The 15799-nt window shown below is 38.8% G+C and carries 11 protein-coding genes; 8 read left to right on the forward strand and 3 right to left on the reverse strand.

Features of this window, described 5'->3' with window-relative positions; all coding sequences use genetic code 11:
- Positions 1-349: 349 nt before the first annotated feature.
- The 6 genes from cas10 to V7K73_RS19830 are packed head-to-tail and all read left to right on the forward strand — an operon-like array spanning position 350 to position 9111.
- The gene (gene cas10, locus V7K73_RS19805) at positions 350-3346 is read left to right on the forward strand and encodes a type III-B CRISPR-associated protein Cas10/Cmr2 (RefSeq protein ID WP_334882269.1); all 2997 of its coding nucleotides are present in this window, start codon (positions 350-352) and stop codon (positions 3344-3346) included.
- A complete protein-coding gene (locus V7K73_RS19810; RefSeq protein WP_334882271.1) occupies positions 3346-4470 on the forward strand; it encodes a type III-B CRISPR module-associated Cmr3 family protein in 1125 nt (374 codons plus the stop codon). Before cas10 ends, V7K73_RS19810 begins: the two co-directional genes overlap by 1 nt.
- A 13-nt stretch (positions 4471-4483) precedes the next feature.
- Entirely contained in the window at positions 4484-5266 is a 783-nt protein-coding gene (gene cmr4 / locus V7K73_RS19815) for a type III-B CRISPR module RAMP protein Cmr4 (protein ID WP_334882273.1), read from the forward strand.
- Positions 5267-5294: 28 nt separating this feature from the next.
- Positions 5295-5696, forward strand: coding sequence for a hypothetical protein (locus V7K73_RS19820; protein WP_334882275.1), 402 nt, complete (start codon positions 5295-5297; stop codon positions 5694-5696).
- Complete coding sequence (locus tag V7K73_RS19825; RefSeq protein ID WP_334882276.1) at positions 5696-7594, forward strand: RAMP superfamily CRISPR-associated protein; 1899 nt, start codon at positions 5696-5698, stop codon at positions 7592-7594. Before V7K73_RS19820 ends, V7K73_RS19825 begins: the two co-directional genes overlap by 1 nt.
- A complete protein-coding gene (locus V7K73_RS19830) occupies positions 7591-9111 on the forward strand; it encodes a hypothetical protein (protein ID WP_334882278.1) in 1521 nt (506 codons plus the stop codon). Before V7K73_RS19825 ends, V7K73_RS19830 begins: the two co-directional genes overlap by 4 nt.
- A gap of 133 nt (positions 9112-9244) precedes the next feature.
- Here V7K73_RS19830 and V7K73_RS19835 read toward each other — a convergent pair whose 3' ends face one another.
- Positions 9245-9772, reverse strand: coding sequence for an isochorismatase family cysteine hydrolase (locus V7K73_RS19835; RefSeq protein ID WP_334882280.1), 528 nt, complete (start codon positions 9770-9772; stop codon positions 9245-9247).
- 1027 nt (positions 9773-10799) lie between these two features.
- Between V7K73_RS19835 and V7K73_RS19840 the strand changes: the two genes are divergently transcribed.
- Entirely contained in the window at positions 10800-10961 is a 162-nt protein-coding gene (locus V7K73_RS19840) for a ribbon-helix-helix protein, CopG family (RefSeq protein WP_334882282.1), read from the forward strand.
- A gap of 473 nt (positions 10962-11434) precedes the next feature.
- Here the strand turns inward: V7K73_RS19840 and V7K73_RS19845 are convergent, their stop codons facing one another.
- Positions 11435-12286 carry an LssY C-terminal domain-containing protein gene (locus V7K73_RS19845; RefSeq protein WP_334882284.1) on the reverse strand — a complete coding sequence of 284 codons (852 nt, stop codon included), beginning with the start codon at positions 12284-12286 and terminating at the stop codon, positions 11435-11437.
- Between the two features lie 325 nt (positions 12287-12611).
- On the reverse strand, positions 12612-14078 hold the full coding sequence (locus V7K73_RS19850; RefSeq protein WP_334882524.1) for a DUF3131 domain-containing protein: 1467 nt from the start codon (positions 14076-14078) through the stop codon (positions 12612-12614).
- Between the two features lie 352 nt (positions 14079-14430).
- Here V7K73_RS19850 and V7K73_RS19855 point away from each other — a divergent pair, with 352 nt between their 5' ends.
- Entirely contained in the window at positions 14431-15792 is a 1362-nt protein-coding gene (locus V7K73_RS19855) for a hypothetical protein (RefSeq protein ID WP_334882286.1), read from the forward strand.
- The last annotated feature ends 7 nt before the right edge of the window (positions 15793-15799 follow it).

The following is a 15799-nucleotide window of genomic DNA, read 5'->3' on the forward strand; positions in this document are numbered from 1 at the left end:
GAGAAACTAATTGAATGGAAACTTGTAGGGGTCAGCTTTTGCCCAGCAGCGCTCTATCAATTGCCAAATGTAATACGTAGACAGCAAGAGCAGCAAGAGTGACATACTCCCACACAAAAAAGCCCTATAAGCAGGGCTTTTTTGTTACAGCAACTACGTATAAATAATTCAAAGAGTCAAGCAAAAAATAAAAAAATATTTATATTACTGCAAGTTGACTGACTTAAAACTTTACCAGCAGAGGATTCAGCGAAAAATTGTTGCCAGTCATCAATATTAAATTTTACTGGACGATCGCCTATACAACTTTATACAATCTAAACCGGACACTATCAAAGGAAACAAACCTGTGTCGGAAGCATATTGGCAAGCAAAAATCTGGGGATTACTTCATGACCCTGTGCTAAAAGCGCTACACAATAATAGTGGACGTGGTGAAAATAGCTTCTGGCAAGACCTAGAAGTTATGCAAGACTGGCGGGACAAGAATTCTAATCCAGAGACATCTGGACGCAAAATTTTAGAACACATCCACCAAGCTGATTATATTGCCTCAGCAAGCGATCGCGGTGCTATTGGTAGTGTAACCGCAAGTATCAATTATGCTCCGGGTAACAACCGAGAACAAGGTCTAGAAATATCTCACCTGCTATCTGGAGAAAAACGTAATTTTAAAATTAAGCAGCATTCAGAAATGCTGGCGACAAATCGGAAAAATTACTTAACCTCAATAGAACAAAAGTTACTAAAAGCCATACCACAAGAGTTGAAAACTAACCCAGAAAAAATTAAGGGTTTATTTTGGTGGCTGTGGCGTTGTTTACCAGCAGCTACTTGTAGTGAATTTCATGATGAATCTTTGATGCTGATGCCGGCTGAAACCCGCTTACCAGATAGTTCTATTTGGAGTCATGGTAGTATTACATCAGCATTGGCTGGCGCTTTAGCCGGATATGACCTAACAAGCACAGAGATTAAAAACTGGCCAGCCAACAAAACTTTATCTCATCCTTATTTAGCCAGCTTCACCTTTACGCCTGTACAAGAACTAATTAAAGCTAGCCGCAAAATGCGAGACTTTTGGGCAGGTTCTTGGTTATTGCACTATCTCTCTGCTAAAGTCTGTTGGCAACTTGCCCAAAAATACGGCCCCGACTGCTTTCTTTATCCCAGCCTCTACCAACAACCATTAATTGACTATTGGTTATTAAAAGAATTTCCTGAATTTCATAACTGGATAGAAAAACCTGAAGCTAATTCACTTTTAACGGCGGGATTTCCGAATGTATTGGTGTTAGTGCTACCAAAAGATAAAGTCCAAGCTGCGATGCAACTAGCCAAACAAACACTTTTACAAGAGTGGGCGAAAATTGGTGATTTGGTTTTTGATGAATTACAAACTCAGCGTCATTGGATGCCAGATTTGCAAGCAAACAGCAGCACTTGGAAAGGTTGGTTAGAATCTCAATGGCAATTTTATTGGACAGCTTTACCCATAGGCACTGAAGGAAAACTTCTCAAAAACGCGGCTATTCCTAAAGAACGAGAGATAGAATTTTTAGAGTGGCTAAATGCTCAAAATAAAGCTTATATAACTAACCAAAAGCAAAACCTATTTCAAGACAATGAAATAAATTTTCTCCGAGAAGCATATCAACAACGTTGGGAAAAACAAAAACGAAAATTCAGCGTTAATGTTGGTTCTTGGTGGGCATCGATTTTTGACGCTAATCGATATGCTTTAGCAGCAGTTAAAAACGCCCGTAATTGGGAACTACCTACAGCTTTTGGCCCGCGTTCTACCATTTCTGGTATTGGCCCAGTGGTGCATCCCGGTGACGATTGGATAAGTGAAGGAGAAACGAAAAAGTATTGGGAAGAGAACGCAGGTTTATTTGATGGTAGAGAACAGTTAAATGCAACTGAAACTGTTAAGCGTGTCTTAGAGAAGGTTTTGGATAAGTTGCTGGATATTAAAAATGAAGATGCGATCGCAGCTTCTTATCCAGATTTAACTGCGGGTGTGGCAGGATATCTTAAAGTGCATGAAAAAGATATTAACCATGAATTGCAATTTGAAGAAGTTTGTCAAGCAATCATCGGAAAATTCTATTGGGCTAAGGATGTCATCAAAGATATGAAACACAAATGGGGTATTCCTTGGATGGATAAGAATAATCTACCCCAAAGGTTTCATCCGCGATTACTAAATGCTGGCTGGTTAGTGGAAGATGCCGAAAGTCCAGAATTGAAAAGCTTACAAGAAAAATTAAAAATAGCAACCGATGGGGATAAAGAAATAATCCGCCGAGATGTTTCGGATATTAAAAGAACATATCGTCAGGAAATTCAAAGAATTATTGATAGATTTTATCCTAGCAATAACCCTGCTGATTGGTATGTATTAGCGGCGGGTGATGGTGATGATATGAGTAAATGGTTGCAGGGGATAAAACTAGAAAAATATCGAGATTATATTCCTTCACAGTTATCAGTATCTTTAGAAAGCTTTCAGAACTTTTTAGAAGTCAAAAAACGCATGGGGCCATCAACACATAACGCCCTCAGTCGTGCTTTGTTAGATTTTTCTAATCAATTAGTACCTTATTTAACAGAACAGCGTTATGCTGGACGCTTGATTTATGCAGGTGGAGATGATGTTTTAGCCTACACCAATCTTTGGGAATGGGATAACTGGTTATGGGATATCCGCGAATGTTTTAAAGGAGATAAAGATCCTCAAGGTGAATTTGACAACAACGGCGATTATTGGACTGCTTTAGAAACACATACAAAAATAGCGAAAAGACCATTATTTACGATGGGGAAAAATGCAAGTATTAGCTTTGGTATCGTTATTGTGCATCATTCAGTACCACTAGCGATCGCTTTAGAAAACCTCTGGGAAGCTGAAAAGAAAGCCAAAGAACACAAATCTGGTGACGGTACAGTAAAAGACGCTGTACAAGTGCGGGTGTTATATGGTAACGGTAATACCTTAAAATCTACTGCCAAATTTGATGTTTTCCATCAGTGGCAGAAATTAATTATAGACAAAGAATTAGACAGTGCGATATTTGAACAAGCCGGGAGTTTGTGGAGTCAACACCCAGCACCGAGTCAAGAGTCTATTTTACCTTGGACAAAAGCATTTTGCGATCGCCGTGACCAATTTCAAGGTGACGAACTAGCAAAAACACAGTTTCAGCAAAACTTAGCCGCATTTTTGGCTGCTGTTTGGCAAAACACCCCACAGTTAAATAGAGACTTGGAAGTGCAAAACTGGCTAAAACTCGCAGCTTTTACAATTCGTAACCGTCAAATCAAGCTGAGGGCTGGCGTGTAATGTTTTGGTATAGTTTAACTCCATTAGATGTGCTGTTATTGCGAGATGCGAAACCCTTTACACCAGGAGAAAGGGCTTGGGCGGGGAGTATATTTCCTCCTAATGGTCATGCGATCGCAGGGGCATTGCGAGGCTTATTATCAGCCAAGCAAGACTTCCGTTTAGTTGGGCCGTTTTTGTGTCGTTACACTGACACAGGCACAAAACTTTACTTACCTCGTCCGTTGGGATTTGTCAAATCAACGCCCCTAATACCTTTAGATTGGGACACTAATTCTCATTTACAACAAGCTTTGCGCGATCAACATCAACCGTCTCCTTTGGTAAAACCTGTAAATCAATCAAATGATGATGACGAAGATTCTGCTGATGGTGATATCAAATATGAATATCGTCAATATCTGCCTTATGAAGTGATTCAAGAGTATTTGCAAACTGGAGAAATAGCCCAAGAAAATTGGATTATGACAGATGGAAGTCATGAAGATCAACCTTGGACAATAGAGACGCGATCGCACAATGCAATTGAACAAGGAACAAAACAAGTTAAAGATGCCGATGGTTACTTTGTCGAAAATGCAATTCGTCTGTATCCTGAGTGGAGTTTAGCAATTGGAATAGACGAAAATATCGATACTCCAACCAGCTTACGATTAGGAGGAGAAGGACATTGGACAATTTTGCAGCGTTGTGATGAATTAGCCGAACAGTGGGCAAGTTTGCAACAACAATCACAAGCTAACTTTGCGCGTGGAGGTAAATCGATAGCTTACTTGGTGACACCAGGCGCTTTTGAACGCAAAGATAAATCTAAAGGGACACAAAAGGCAATTTGTCGTGCTTATCCTTGGGAATGGAAATTAGCCCATACTGTTAACGCTAATCAAACATCAGGATGTTTAGTCAGTGTTGCAACTGAAAAACCAGTGGCTATTAGTTGCCGTTTTCGAGAAAAAGTAGAGGCGAATAAAAGTATACCTGCGCCGCAAGTTTTTGCTGCACCTCCTGGTACTTTGTATTACCTCAATCAACCACAAATTTTATTTCAAGATAATGAACAAACCAAGGTAAACACTTGGAGAAAACTTGGTTATTCAGAATTACTGTGGATTAACTACAAATAAGAAGGTAATAATCATGATTAATTATATTTACCTGTATCTTCTAGCGCCATTACATACAGGTGGTACAACCCAAGAAGGTAATTTATTAGGAATTGCCCGTGAATCTCATACTAATTTACCTTACATTCCTTCAAGTACAATTCGTGGGAAAGTTCGGTCAACAGTTACAGATAAAGATACACAATATCAACTATTTGGCAATGACTTAAAAGATGGCAAACAATTAGAACAAGGTAATATTTGGATTGGTGATGCTTCTCTACTTTGGCTACCTGTACCTTCTTTAAGCCATAGTGTAGTTTGGATTAGTTGTCCTATGCTACTACAACGTTGGCAACGTTTACAAGGTAGTAATTTAACTATCCCTTCCGAATATAGTTGTAACTTTGCTAATGGTAAATCTGCTCTTTATCTAAAAGATGCAATTATCAAAGCTGATAAATTACAAGCCTGGGAGAAATGGGAGGAATTTATACCCAAATCATCAGCAACAAGTTCTCTAAATCGTTTATTAATTTTACCAGATAAACACTGCGCTACATTAATTCAAATGAGTTTATGGCGACAAGTAAAAATTAAACTCGATGAACACAAATCAGTAGACGGTGGTTTTCGCTATGAAGAAGCAATCCCCCCAGATACATTAATGTATTTACCTTGGGGAATCACATCTCAAGCTAATGGAACAGCGCAAAAATCATCCCAAGATTTTAATGATTTATTAGCCGCTAATGAAATCTTACAACTTGGTGGACAAGAAAGTTTAGGACGGGGATTTGTTCAGCAGTGGATGTAAATATTGAGTATTAAAGGAATTAATTAATATGACATTTGACCCCAGAACAATTGCAACACCAATTTATCAAGCTTTAAATGAATTGCGTACCCTCCCCAATCAAGATGACACTCGTTTGAAGCAACAAAAAGGACAATCGGTTGAACTTTACACTTATCTTTCTACTTGGGGAATGATGCGACTAAAAGCGGAACAAACAGCCTTAGCTGATAATATGAGAGGTAAAAAACAGGTAGTACAAAAGTTTTTTGAATGTTTGCAAGAACTATCAGGAATAGCAAATTTAGCTAATGAACAAGGTTTAGTAACTTTAAAAAATCTTGATACTGATGAATATTTAGGTTTAACAGGATTGGGACTAGCCTTAGCACAAGAGTTTAGTTTTTGGGCGACTGCTATTTATTCAGATATTCAGGGAGACTCAAATTAATGGTATTTGATAGACCTCAACCTAATCAACCTCAACCACCAGCAACCCCCAATTCAAATGTGAATAGACCCAGAAGAGTAATTACTGTTGGTGGTGGTGGTAATCATGGTGGAAATCGTGGCGGTAATAATCCTGGAAATGGCGGTAATCAGCCTCCTATACCCTCTCCGTGGTTAAACCCCAAAAATCCGCCTCAACCACACCCAGAGGCTAGTTTTGTCGAATATCTGCGGTGGATGCGATCGCCTGATGCTGAATACAAAGACCCCACCAAAGTACAAATATTGCAAATGGCCCAAGAGGGTGCAAACTACGCAAAGCGATTAGAAGTCCTCACCAAACGCACAGAATTAATCGCTAAAAATAGTTTTAAAGTTCAATGTCCCTGGAGAATTCGAGTCGGGGGACACCGAGGACCAGAGAGTATTTTATTACCCGCTTTTGATGCTTTAGGTATTCCTTATATTCCTTCTAGTACCTTGCGAGGTATCGCTAGAACCCAAGCTATTCGAGAAATAGTCACTCAACACCAAATAGATTGGAAACAAGCAGAAAAACAAATTGCACCTTGGTTTGGTTCATTGGATGCGAAAAATCAGTGCGATCGCTCAGGTAAAATAGTATTTTTAGATGCTTACCCTCTACCCAATCAAAATATATTGGCTGTAGACATGGCTAATAATATTTGGAAATGGGAAAGTAACATACCACAATATAGTCCCAATCCTAACCCATTTTTAAGCTTAGAAAAACCCATTTTTGTGATTGGCTTACGTTTAGCAAGTGGTTATCAAGATAATGAAATATTAGAAAAAGTTAAACAGTGGCTAGTTGCTGGATTACAATCTGGTTTAGGTTCTCAAGTTAATACTGGCTATGGTCAATTAAATCCCGCAGGTAAAGTTACTAATAAAAGTGAGTTCTTCCGCGTTGAATTTATATTACAAGGTCAGTTAATTCATGGACAGCAGAAGTTTAGAAATATTAATCAACCTTATAGAATAGATAACAATGGAAGGTTAAAATCAGATACAATCAATCATGCAGAAATCCGACCTGTTGCCTTTAAATCTATGCTACGTTATTGGTTTAGAACTTTTGCATTAGGAATTTTAGAATCAACCCAAGTTCAAACATGGGAAAATAAAATATTTGGAGGGATTAATCCAAGTAAAGAATATGGTTGGTTAATGCTCAGAGTTTTAGAAGGAAGAATTACTCAAAAAGAAGCTCAAAATAAAAATGATGATTATGGTGAACAACAAGGAATTTTAACACTAAATTACTCATCAGAATTACCAAAAGATAAACAAGATAATCTGCAAAAATTAGGTCAAAATCTCACTTGGTTAATGTTCCATTTAGGTGGTATTGGTCAAGGTGCAAGAAGACCTTGTTATTCTCGCCAAAATCGCCAATATGCTCCTTGGTGGCGTGGTTCTACTCTAATACCTGATAGTAAAGATTCATTTTGGAAATTGCCAAAAACTGCTAAAGAGTTCCAGAAATTATTTAAACAAAAATTAGAAGATTTTTATCAAGCATTACAAGCGTTAGGTGCGAATTTAAATTATCGCCAGCTAAGAAATTGTGGTACACCCAGAAATAACCAATGGACAGAAGCTATTGATGCTAACTGTCGAATAATTGTCTGTTCTGGAGAAGAAGATTTTGATAAACCCTATGCGTTAGCAGTCCTGCATAGTCAAGACTTGAAATTTAATGGTAATTATGACGGTAATCTTTGCGGAAAAGTAGGTAGAGAAGTGAAACCTTCCCCTATATGGATTGCAGACTTAGATAAATACCAAGTAGTAACAGTATTTGGTGCTAACGTAGACCCCCGCAAAAAATATTTAGAAACATTACAAAACTCGTTCCAAATTTTTCCGCTATGACAACAACAAATTACGTTAGCACTCTCATCATCACCGTTGGGACTCGACAAATAGGTTGGCGTTGCAAAGATGGTATAATTCGTTCTTTTGGTGCAGATGGTAATATTGGTTATCCTCCTCACGTTCCACAACTTTATCAAGAACTAGGAATAGAACGGGGTATACACCAAGAGGGAGATAAAACCTATCCTTGGAGTGGCAAAGATTTAGGACAACGCTATTATGAATACTGCAAAGAATGGCTAGATGGTGATTTCAATCAAGTTGAATTATTGTTAGATAAAACCGTCATTGAAGCAGGTATTAAACAAGGATTAAAACATATAATTCTCTGGGGAACTGACCAACCAGAAACAGTTTCGTGGGCTTTTCGTCGTCTTGATACTCTATGGATAGCCGAATTAATGGCAGGTAAAATTAAAAGTTTGTTTCCTGATATTAGAGTTGATATCCATGCACCAAAAATTAATGCTAATGATAGCGATGCTATTCGTCAAGAATTAGAACAATTAGTTTTAAAAGAAGCTGTAAATGCCTTTTACCCTATTAAAAATGAACAATTCGTACTATGGATACAAACTAAAGGTTGTACTCCTGTAATAGCATCAAATGTAGAAATTTGTGCTGCGGCTTTAGTGCGTCAATATCAAGTATTTAATGCTAGTCCTGATGAACCACCAGAATTTTTTACTAAATTAGAAAATGGGTTAGTAACTGCTAATCATTCCCAAAGTTTTAAACTAATTTCAATGGCAGAATATTTCTGGTCATTAGAACGTTTACGCATTAAGTCTGCTTGGGAAAGAGGCGATTTTTCAGAAGCACAAGTTTGGTTAGCAGTTCATCAACATCGTCATCCAGTTTTATATAAATTAGCTGGCTTTTTAGCAAGATATAGTAACTGGGAATCTAATGGTGATTTTTTCCGCAAGTTGGGAGAATGGTTAGGTTCTAATGATATCAGCGATATTGTTGATTCTGAGCAAATTCAAACTTGGAAAAGCCAACTCCAAAAAATGCAAGTAGACAAAATAATTAAACTTTGGGAATCTACAATAATTATAGAATTGAGTCTTTATCGAGAAAATTACACCGCCGCATTTATTCAGTTTATACAGCTTTTAGAACGATTACTATATGTTCAATCAGAATCACAAAATTGGATTGCTAAAGGTTGGATGTTGAATAAAAATAATGACCCATCACTAGTAGAGTTAATGCAAGGTTGGTGTCAATCTAAGAAATTTAATCAAAATAGCAAATGGTCTAAATTATTGAATGAAATTCGGCAAAACCGTAATCAAATTATTCATCAGGGTGAATCTATCACTTTGAGAAAAATTCGTTCTATCTGGGCTAATAATGATTTTCCTGTAACATTTCCAGAAACACCAGAAATCATTAACAACTTGATGATAGATGTATTCAAAGAAATTATTACACCTCCCAATTTTGATCAACTGCTGATGCGATCGCTTTATCAATGGGGGCTGAACCATCTTAAAGATGCTATTTAACGCTTGACTTAAAGATGCTGGTATCTATCATCACCAATTGTTCAGCCAGTCCTGTACTTACTCAAGTAGTTGAAAAAGTGCGTTCCTTTTTAAAAGCTAGCTAATTGAAAATAAAAATGTTGAGTTTTAGCGCTTATGACATCTTCTCAATAAGCTTATCAGTCATCTTAATTTGGTTTTTTCCTATATTACGTTTCAGTAAAAAAAGACCCGCATCATGTGCTTGTTGACCACCATCACTAAAGCAAGCATCCTCGATAATCACTGGTTCAATACCACGTTCAAAAGAATCAATTGCTGTCTTCAAAATACAGCTATCAGTTTCAACTCCACAAAGATATATTCGGCTGATTTGATTAAGAGAAATAAAGCTCGAAAAATTCTCCGTAAATGCAGAGTAATAAGGTTTATCAAAAATATTATTATTTATATATGGCTGAAGTTCATCAATAATGCTCGTTTCTGGTTCATGCATCAACCTTGACCAATTAATTAGTTTGACATAATTACTATCAGCAGTATTGATAAATCTTGTGAATTCAACTAGTTTACCAGCCGCTAAAAAATGCTCAATTAGTTTAGTTATAGTAGGAATAATATGTCTGCATTTCTCCGACATAAACCCGTTTTGCATATCTACTACAAGAAGTATTTCGCTCATTTGTGCGATAATTTATTAAAATGGTAGGTTTATTTACGCCGCGTTGTACTAGTGTAATATCAAATCTGGTAGCCATCTGAATGATTAAAAAACCGCTCCAGACGCAGAGGGCGCAGAGGGAGAGGAAAGAGCAATAATTCCTATACAAACGGATTTGATAACTAAGTGGGTCAAATTAAATATAAAACCTCACCCTCTATCCGGCTTCCCTCTCCAAAATATCGGAGAGGGATTGAGGGTGAGGTTTTTTCTTATAAGGCTAGCGATCGCTCTGTTATGGGCCGCGTAAGTAGGTAGGCAAGATAAAACCAAACTATGTAACGAAAAGTAAAATCTCTGTATTTGGCTCTTAGTTGCGCTTTAGCGCTAAAGCGCAACTACGAGCGAGTGATGATTATTTGCGCCCACTTACTTAGTTCATGGGAGCATCCCAATTTTGGCTTAAATCTTTTCCCTCTCCCCCAGCCCCTCTCCCTTCAGGTGGGAGAGGGGAGACATAATTCTAGTTCTATTTACTGGGCTTTTACTTGGTTCACTTCTAGGTATCATCCCTTCAGGTGGGAGAGGGGAGACATAATTCTAGTTCCCCCGTCTCGCGTTATATGGGAGAGGGGTTAGGGGATGAGGGCAAACACAAGGTTTTTGCACCTGACGGGATGCTCCCTAGTCCATCGCCTCCTTAATCGCCTTAATATCTCCAACAAGAGTGCTGTGGCAAATGGCTGTTGATATACAGCAGATTGCTGCCGATGTTTTTTTAATAAACGGTAAAAACTTACCTTACCAAACCACTTGCTTTTTTTTGAATTATTTTATACTTTCTTGATACTGGCTTAATAATTCTTGTTTTTAAAGGACTGGAACTTCATACTATAAAATAGACTTTACGTCTTCATTATTATTTGGAAAAACATATAAGTTTGCTTCATCATTTCTTAAATTAAAAATCCTTGTTCCTACTCATGTATTAACAGATTAAGTGATTGATATTAGAGAAGTAGTTGCTCAATCGAACTTGTCTAATATTATGAATAAAAAATGGGCTGTTAAACGACTTACAATCAATCTCACATCTAGTGAAGCAGAGAAACTGGAAAAATACTGCTCAATGACTGGCAGACCAGCAACTGATGTAATTCGGGAATTAATTCGCTCTGTGCCAACTGAAGAAACACAAAATGCCAATTAGCAATTCATCAAATGCTAAGTGAATCGCTCTTAATTGTGTTGGTATTAATGCTTATACTCCAGTTACCAACGCATTTTTAAAAAAGTTACTGCTAAGACCAAATTCAACACTAGTAATAGCTCAAAGCGATTCAGCGATAATTATGCGTATACAAAAGGCTGGCAAAGATTTTTAGCTGGCATTTAGTAAACCGTATATAAAACAAAGCCCTGGTAAAATCCAGGGCTTTTTAAATTGAAAACTCGATTCAGGTCATGTGGAAAAGCTAACGATTGACCTAACCCCCTTCCGTGTCAGGAAGGGGGAAAATTCAAAGTCTCTGACGCCATTTGACTGTTGGGCTTTGCCACAAGGGCGCAGTGGCTCCTCCTTGTAGGAGAGAGAAATAGAAGTGAAGTTTTCCAGATGACCTGAATTGTCAGCTTAAGGCAGGGTAACCCAACCTACAACGAGCATTTGTTGGGTTTCGTTCCTCAACCCAAGCGTATTGATTTAAAATAGTGTCGCAGCCATGACCACAGTTGATTTTTGAACTGAACAGGCTCTGGTGATGGTGAGTAAGTTGATGGTTTTGTTTGAGCAATATTATTCGTTGATAGTACACAAATAGTTAGTTCGCCATCTGTATAATATCCGTCACCTCCTCCGTTACGACCAACCCATGTGGCTCCTATACCTGTGACTTGATATAATTGGGCAATCTGTTTTGTCTTTTCAATACTTTTAATTACGTTATCTCTTTCTTCATCAATGTCTGCATTAATATGGTGAGTAATCTGTCCTGTGCGGTGGCTAAGTTCCACGCTTTGGTCAAATGTTGCTGAACCTAACCATAGGGGTCTACTATCAGCATTCAGGTTGTTTGATTGCCACAAGCGAATATGATGTCTAGTTTTGGCATTGTTTCCTATAGGTAGTTCAAAAGCTAAATCCTGTTTGCGTCCCCACAGATATAAATTACTTACAGGTGCAGTTGGGTAAGAATCTTTAAGGAGAACACTTTTAGCAATCCCAACACTTGAGCGTAAGGTGATCGGGTCTGCCGGATACCAACCTGCTGCCAGTAGCGTCTGCACCACTTCTGCTGTTGTACCGACAAATGCAATATTCAAAGGATCTCCAGAAATCCCTTCTGCCGTTTGCGTCATTTTTGGAGAATGTTCCAGCTTGGGGTTATGTTCGTAGTGACGCCATAGTGCTGGTAAAACCACATAACTCAGCAGTCCATATAAGCCGAATAAACCAACTAACGTTCCAAAAATATACCAAAACCAATGTCGATGTTTTGGGCGTGCGTGACTATTTGAGTTAGAGGCTTGTTGCATTTGAATCCGACGACCAAGCTATATTTCATTTTTCAATTAATCATTGCACTCTTCTCAACAATGTTTTTAAAGAACTTTGCAAGTGTTCATAGTTTTTGGCAAATATACTCTTGGAGGAGGAGCTATTCATCTTCTCAACAATGGCAAAAATTAATAATTCCTAGACTAGTCCCTAATACAAACACACACTTGACATCACATTGTAATGGTTTTGTCAATGTGAGATGCAATATTGAGTTTAGTAATCTACAGAATGAAGGCAGGGTCTACCTGCCTTTTACTAAAAATGTTCTCACAAAAAATGGTGCGGAATGGAGGTTCTAAGCTAATGAGGTAATGGAGCGATCGCTATAACTCCTGCCCAAACAGTAAGTGGTTGCCCGACCTGTTTATACAGCAAGCTTTCTAAAATCACACCATTATTGTTGGCTGTAAGAGTTTTATTCGGCTGACGCAGAGACTCATAAAAGCCGTTATACCAACCATCTTTAGAGTTAAGGTTTGCTTGGACGAAGTGAAATAACTGGCTGGTGTAAGTAGTATTATAAAGTACATGCCAGCCGATCGCCGCTTTGGCACTGAGGAATCGCAAATCGTTGTGCTGTTGTTGGGTATCTGTAATGGTTGCCCAAGGTTCTCCGTTGACAAACAAGCTGCTGTAAACAAAGTATGGGGGACGATCCAAGTTGTCTTCGGTAACAGCAGTTAATTGTTTTGTGGCTTCATAACGTGCTGCTTGAGCAGCTAAAATTCGATCGGCATAGGCTTTAGGCAAAGCTTGAAACCCAGTTTCGATGCCATCTAAAATATAGGGTTCGCTAAGAACGTAGTTATTCGCTCCAGAGTTTTTATAGTCCCGTTGGTCGTAAGGAATTCCCTGCCCGTAAAGGTCAACAAAGGCAGCATGGGATTGATAATCCAATGCTTGCTTAACATCCAACCCCCAAAGCTTTAAACCGTAGGCAGCATAGTTCTCATAGCCCAAGCGCCCTTCTTGGTTGTACTCTTCTTTGCCTTTAATAACAGCAGTACCGTACATTTGTCCATTTTTGGTCAAACGCTTGACTTGCCAATGTTTCCAAACGTCTGTGGAAAGCGATCGCAATTCTGGATACTTTGCCCCGACAATTTTCAGCCAGATTGCCATCCGCCCTAAATCAATAGCTGACCAACCAATTTCTTCGCGTTTTTCTAGTTGACCATAATTAACAGGTACGAGGGTTTTGGTATTGTAGACCTTGTTAGGTAGTTCTCCTTTGTATAAGGGGATAGATGCTAATGTCTTCAACATTTTGCTCATTTTGGCTTCAAATTCAGCCGCAGGAATGATATTGAGTTTTCTAGCACTGACCAAAGCTGCGATCGCTGCTGTCTGATCCCACATACTTACAGAGGCAAAGCCATCAACGGAATTTACCAAGCCAGTTTGATCATTCCAGTTGCGCTGGAAGTATGACCAAGCCTGACTAGCAGTTGTTGTTTCTTCTGAGGTGAGTTTTCCAACTCCAGGAGCAATGTATGGAATTACCGCAACTGTTAGTTGGTTCTTAGGAATGGGTTGACCTGGCAAAACTACAGATTTCGCATCAAGGCTGGCAACTATTTCAGCTTCTTTAGCACCAGAGAGGGGATGTTGGACTTTTTCCGGTTGTACCGAATGCCGTGAAGCAGTTTCGGAAAGTTGCTTAGACCAAACATTTAAAATTGCGATCGCTATTACAGCAGTAACTACTCCTCCTACAGAAGCTAGTATGGACAAGCTCTTAGGTGGCGGTTGAAAATCAGAACTCATGCAGATTAAAGCCTCATCTTCTAAGCAGTGTTGCTTGCGTAATTTCACCAAATACATTCTTCCCAATTTTTAAGTCCCGCTAACACTCTGCTTCTGCTTTGGGCAAGTTTTATCGTCGCTTATGTTGGCTACCTACACATTTTCATTTTTTTGGGCTTAAGCGAACCGTATTGTCCCCACCTCCCCTTAACTACTTGTGTTTAGCTAACCATCGCTGCATTCAGTAACTTTCCTTTGTCATGTCTTAACAAGCATATATTCTGGGCATCATAATCCCAAGCTCAATACATCAGCTAGTAGGCATAAAACTTTTTGGCAGCAAGTTTTTCATTTACAAGTACACTATCGACCTATGGCAGATAATTTTAGACCTTATTTCTTTGTTTCTCGATCTAGTTTCTACACCGAGTTGATTTTAGGATGCCTACAGATTCAATTGGGAGTCATCTGTAGCGTAGGTATTTGGACATTATCAGAAGCTAAGTTACAAGCTGCTCAAGCACATCAGACTTGGAAATCACCTTTAGAATTGACCGAGCGAGTCACCACAATAAATCCTGAGTTAGCAGACCGATACTCAAAACTTAGTACTTATAGAGATATCAAAGGAGGGGCTTTGGCTGTTGGCTTTGCTAAGGATGAACTGAACTTTGGTGACTTAAAATTGTCGATGCCGTCCCCCTATCGATTCAAGCCAAAACCTATTTTGATGGCGGCACCTGAAAACTTCAATCCTGATTTGCAATTACCGCCAGTCCTACCCGAACCACCCCAGAATTCTAGCCCACCAACAACTTCTACCGAATCAGGAAAGCGGAATACAGTTTTAGAAAGTATTGATACAGACTATCGCTATGACACAGATAACTTTGGCCAAACCAATTTATTCTTTGAACCAACGGTTAAGTTTCGATTGAATAATGGCAATAAAATATTTTTTAAGACAGGTTTTAACTTCTTTGAGGAACGCGGTGTTGAATCAATTACCAATTTTCCCGTACAAGTTGGATGGCAGGGAAAAATTGGGCAAGTGAGTCTGCAAACAGCAGCCGGAGTCGATGTGTTCAATCGTTTACCTACAGCTATCAATCTCAATGCTAAGGTCGAGGTTCCCATTTCGTCGCCGCAAGTTTCGTCATCCGGTCAATTGCTATCGGCAGTAATACTATCAGGTAATTTAGAACAAGGGCCTTATAAATCTAATGCCCGAACTTTAGACAATCAAATTACTGCTTGGCGATTTGGGCCTGATTTATACTGGCAGATTAACCGTAACACCAGCTTGTTTTCATCATTGCGTTTAGGCAGTTACAACGATGGTAATTCCGAGGTGCAGTCATTTAGTAGGCTAGAGCGCAAGTTTGGACAGTTTTCTCTGGCAGCTAACTTATTCAGTTGGAGTTTTGATCGCAATTTAGAACGCACAAGTGGCTATTTTTCCCCACCAGATTTCCTAGTTTACAACGCTGAGGTGGCTTGGGAAGGAAATATTGCTAATTTTTTACGCTGTCGCCTTGCTGCTAACTTAGGACGACAGCGACTTAAAGGAGAATCTGACAATGCTAATACCTATCAAACGCGCTGTACGGTAAAGGTTTCACCAAATATAGAGGCAGACCTCGGCTATAGCTTCAGTAATATCCAAAATCAAGAAACCAGTGGAAATGCCTATAGTAGTAATTCCTTGACAGGGCAGTTGCGGGTCAAATTTTAGTAGTCAC

Origin of the sequence: Nostoc sp., from assembly GCF_036916975.1 — a bacterium.
Taxonomy (GTDB): domain Bacteria; phylum Cyanobacteriota; class Cyanobacteriia; order Cyanobacteriales; family Nostocaceae; genus Nostoc.

Excerpts from the sequence above, each read along its gene's own strand:
- V7K73_RS19810 (WP_334882271.1), top strand. The coding sequence starts at position 3,346 with ATGTTTTGGTATAGTTTAACTCCATTAGATGTGCTGTTATTGCGAGAT.
- cmr4 (WP_334882273.1), top strand. The coding sequence starts at position 4,484 with ATGATTAATTATATTTACCTGTATCTTCTAGCGCCATTACATACAGGT.
- V7K73_RS19820 (WP_334882275.1), top strand. The coding sequence starts at position 5,295 with ATGACATTTGACCCCAGAACAATTGCAACACCAATTTATCAAGCTTTA.
- V7K73_RS19825 (WP_334882276.1), top strand. The coding sequence starts at position 5,696 with ATGGTATTTGATAGACCTCAACCTAATCAACCTCAACCACCAGCAACC.
- V7K73_RS19830 (WP_334882278.1), top strand. The coding sequence starts at position 7,591 with ATGACAACAACAAATTACGTTAGCACTCTCATCATCACCGTTGGGACT.
- V7K73_RS19835 (WP_334882280.1), bottom strand. The coding sequence starts at position 9,772 with ATGAGCGAAATACTTCTTGTAGTAGATATGCAAAACGGGTTTATGTCG.
- V7K73_RS19840 (WP_334882282.1), top strand. The coding sequence starts at position 10,800 with ATGAATAAAAAATGGGCTGTTAAACGACTTACAATCAATCTCACATCT.
- V7K73_RS19845 (WP_334882284.1), bottom strand. The coding sequence starts at position 12,286 with ATGCAACAAGCCTCTAACTCAAATAGTCACGCACGCCCAAAACATCGA.
- V7K73_RS19850 (WP_334882524.1), bottom strand. The coding sequence starts at position 14,078 with ATGAGTTCTGATTTTCAACCGCCACCTAAGAGCTTGTCCATACTAGCT.
- V7K73_RS19855 (WP_334882286.1), top strand. The coding sequence starts at position 14,431 with ATGGCAGATAATTTTAGACCTTATTTCTTTGTTTCTCGATCTAGTTTC.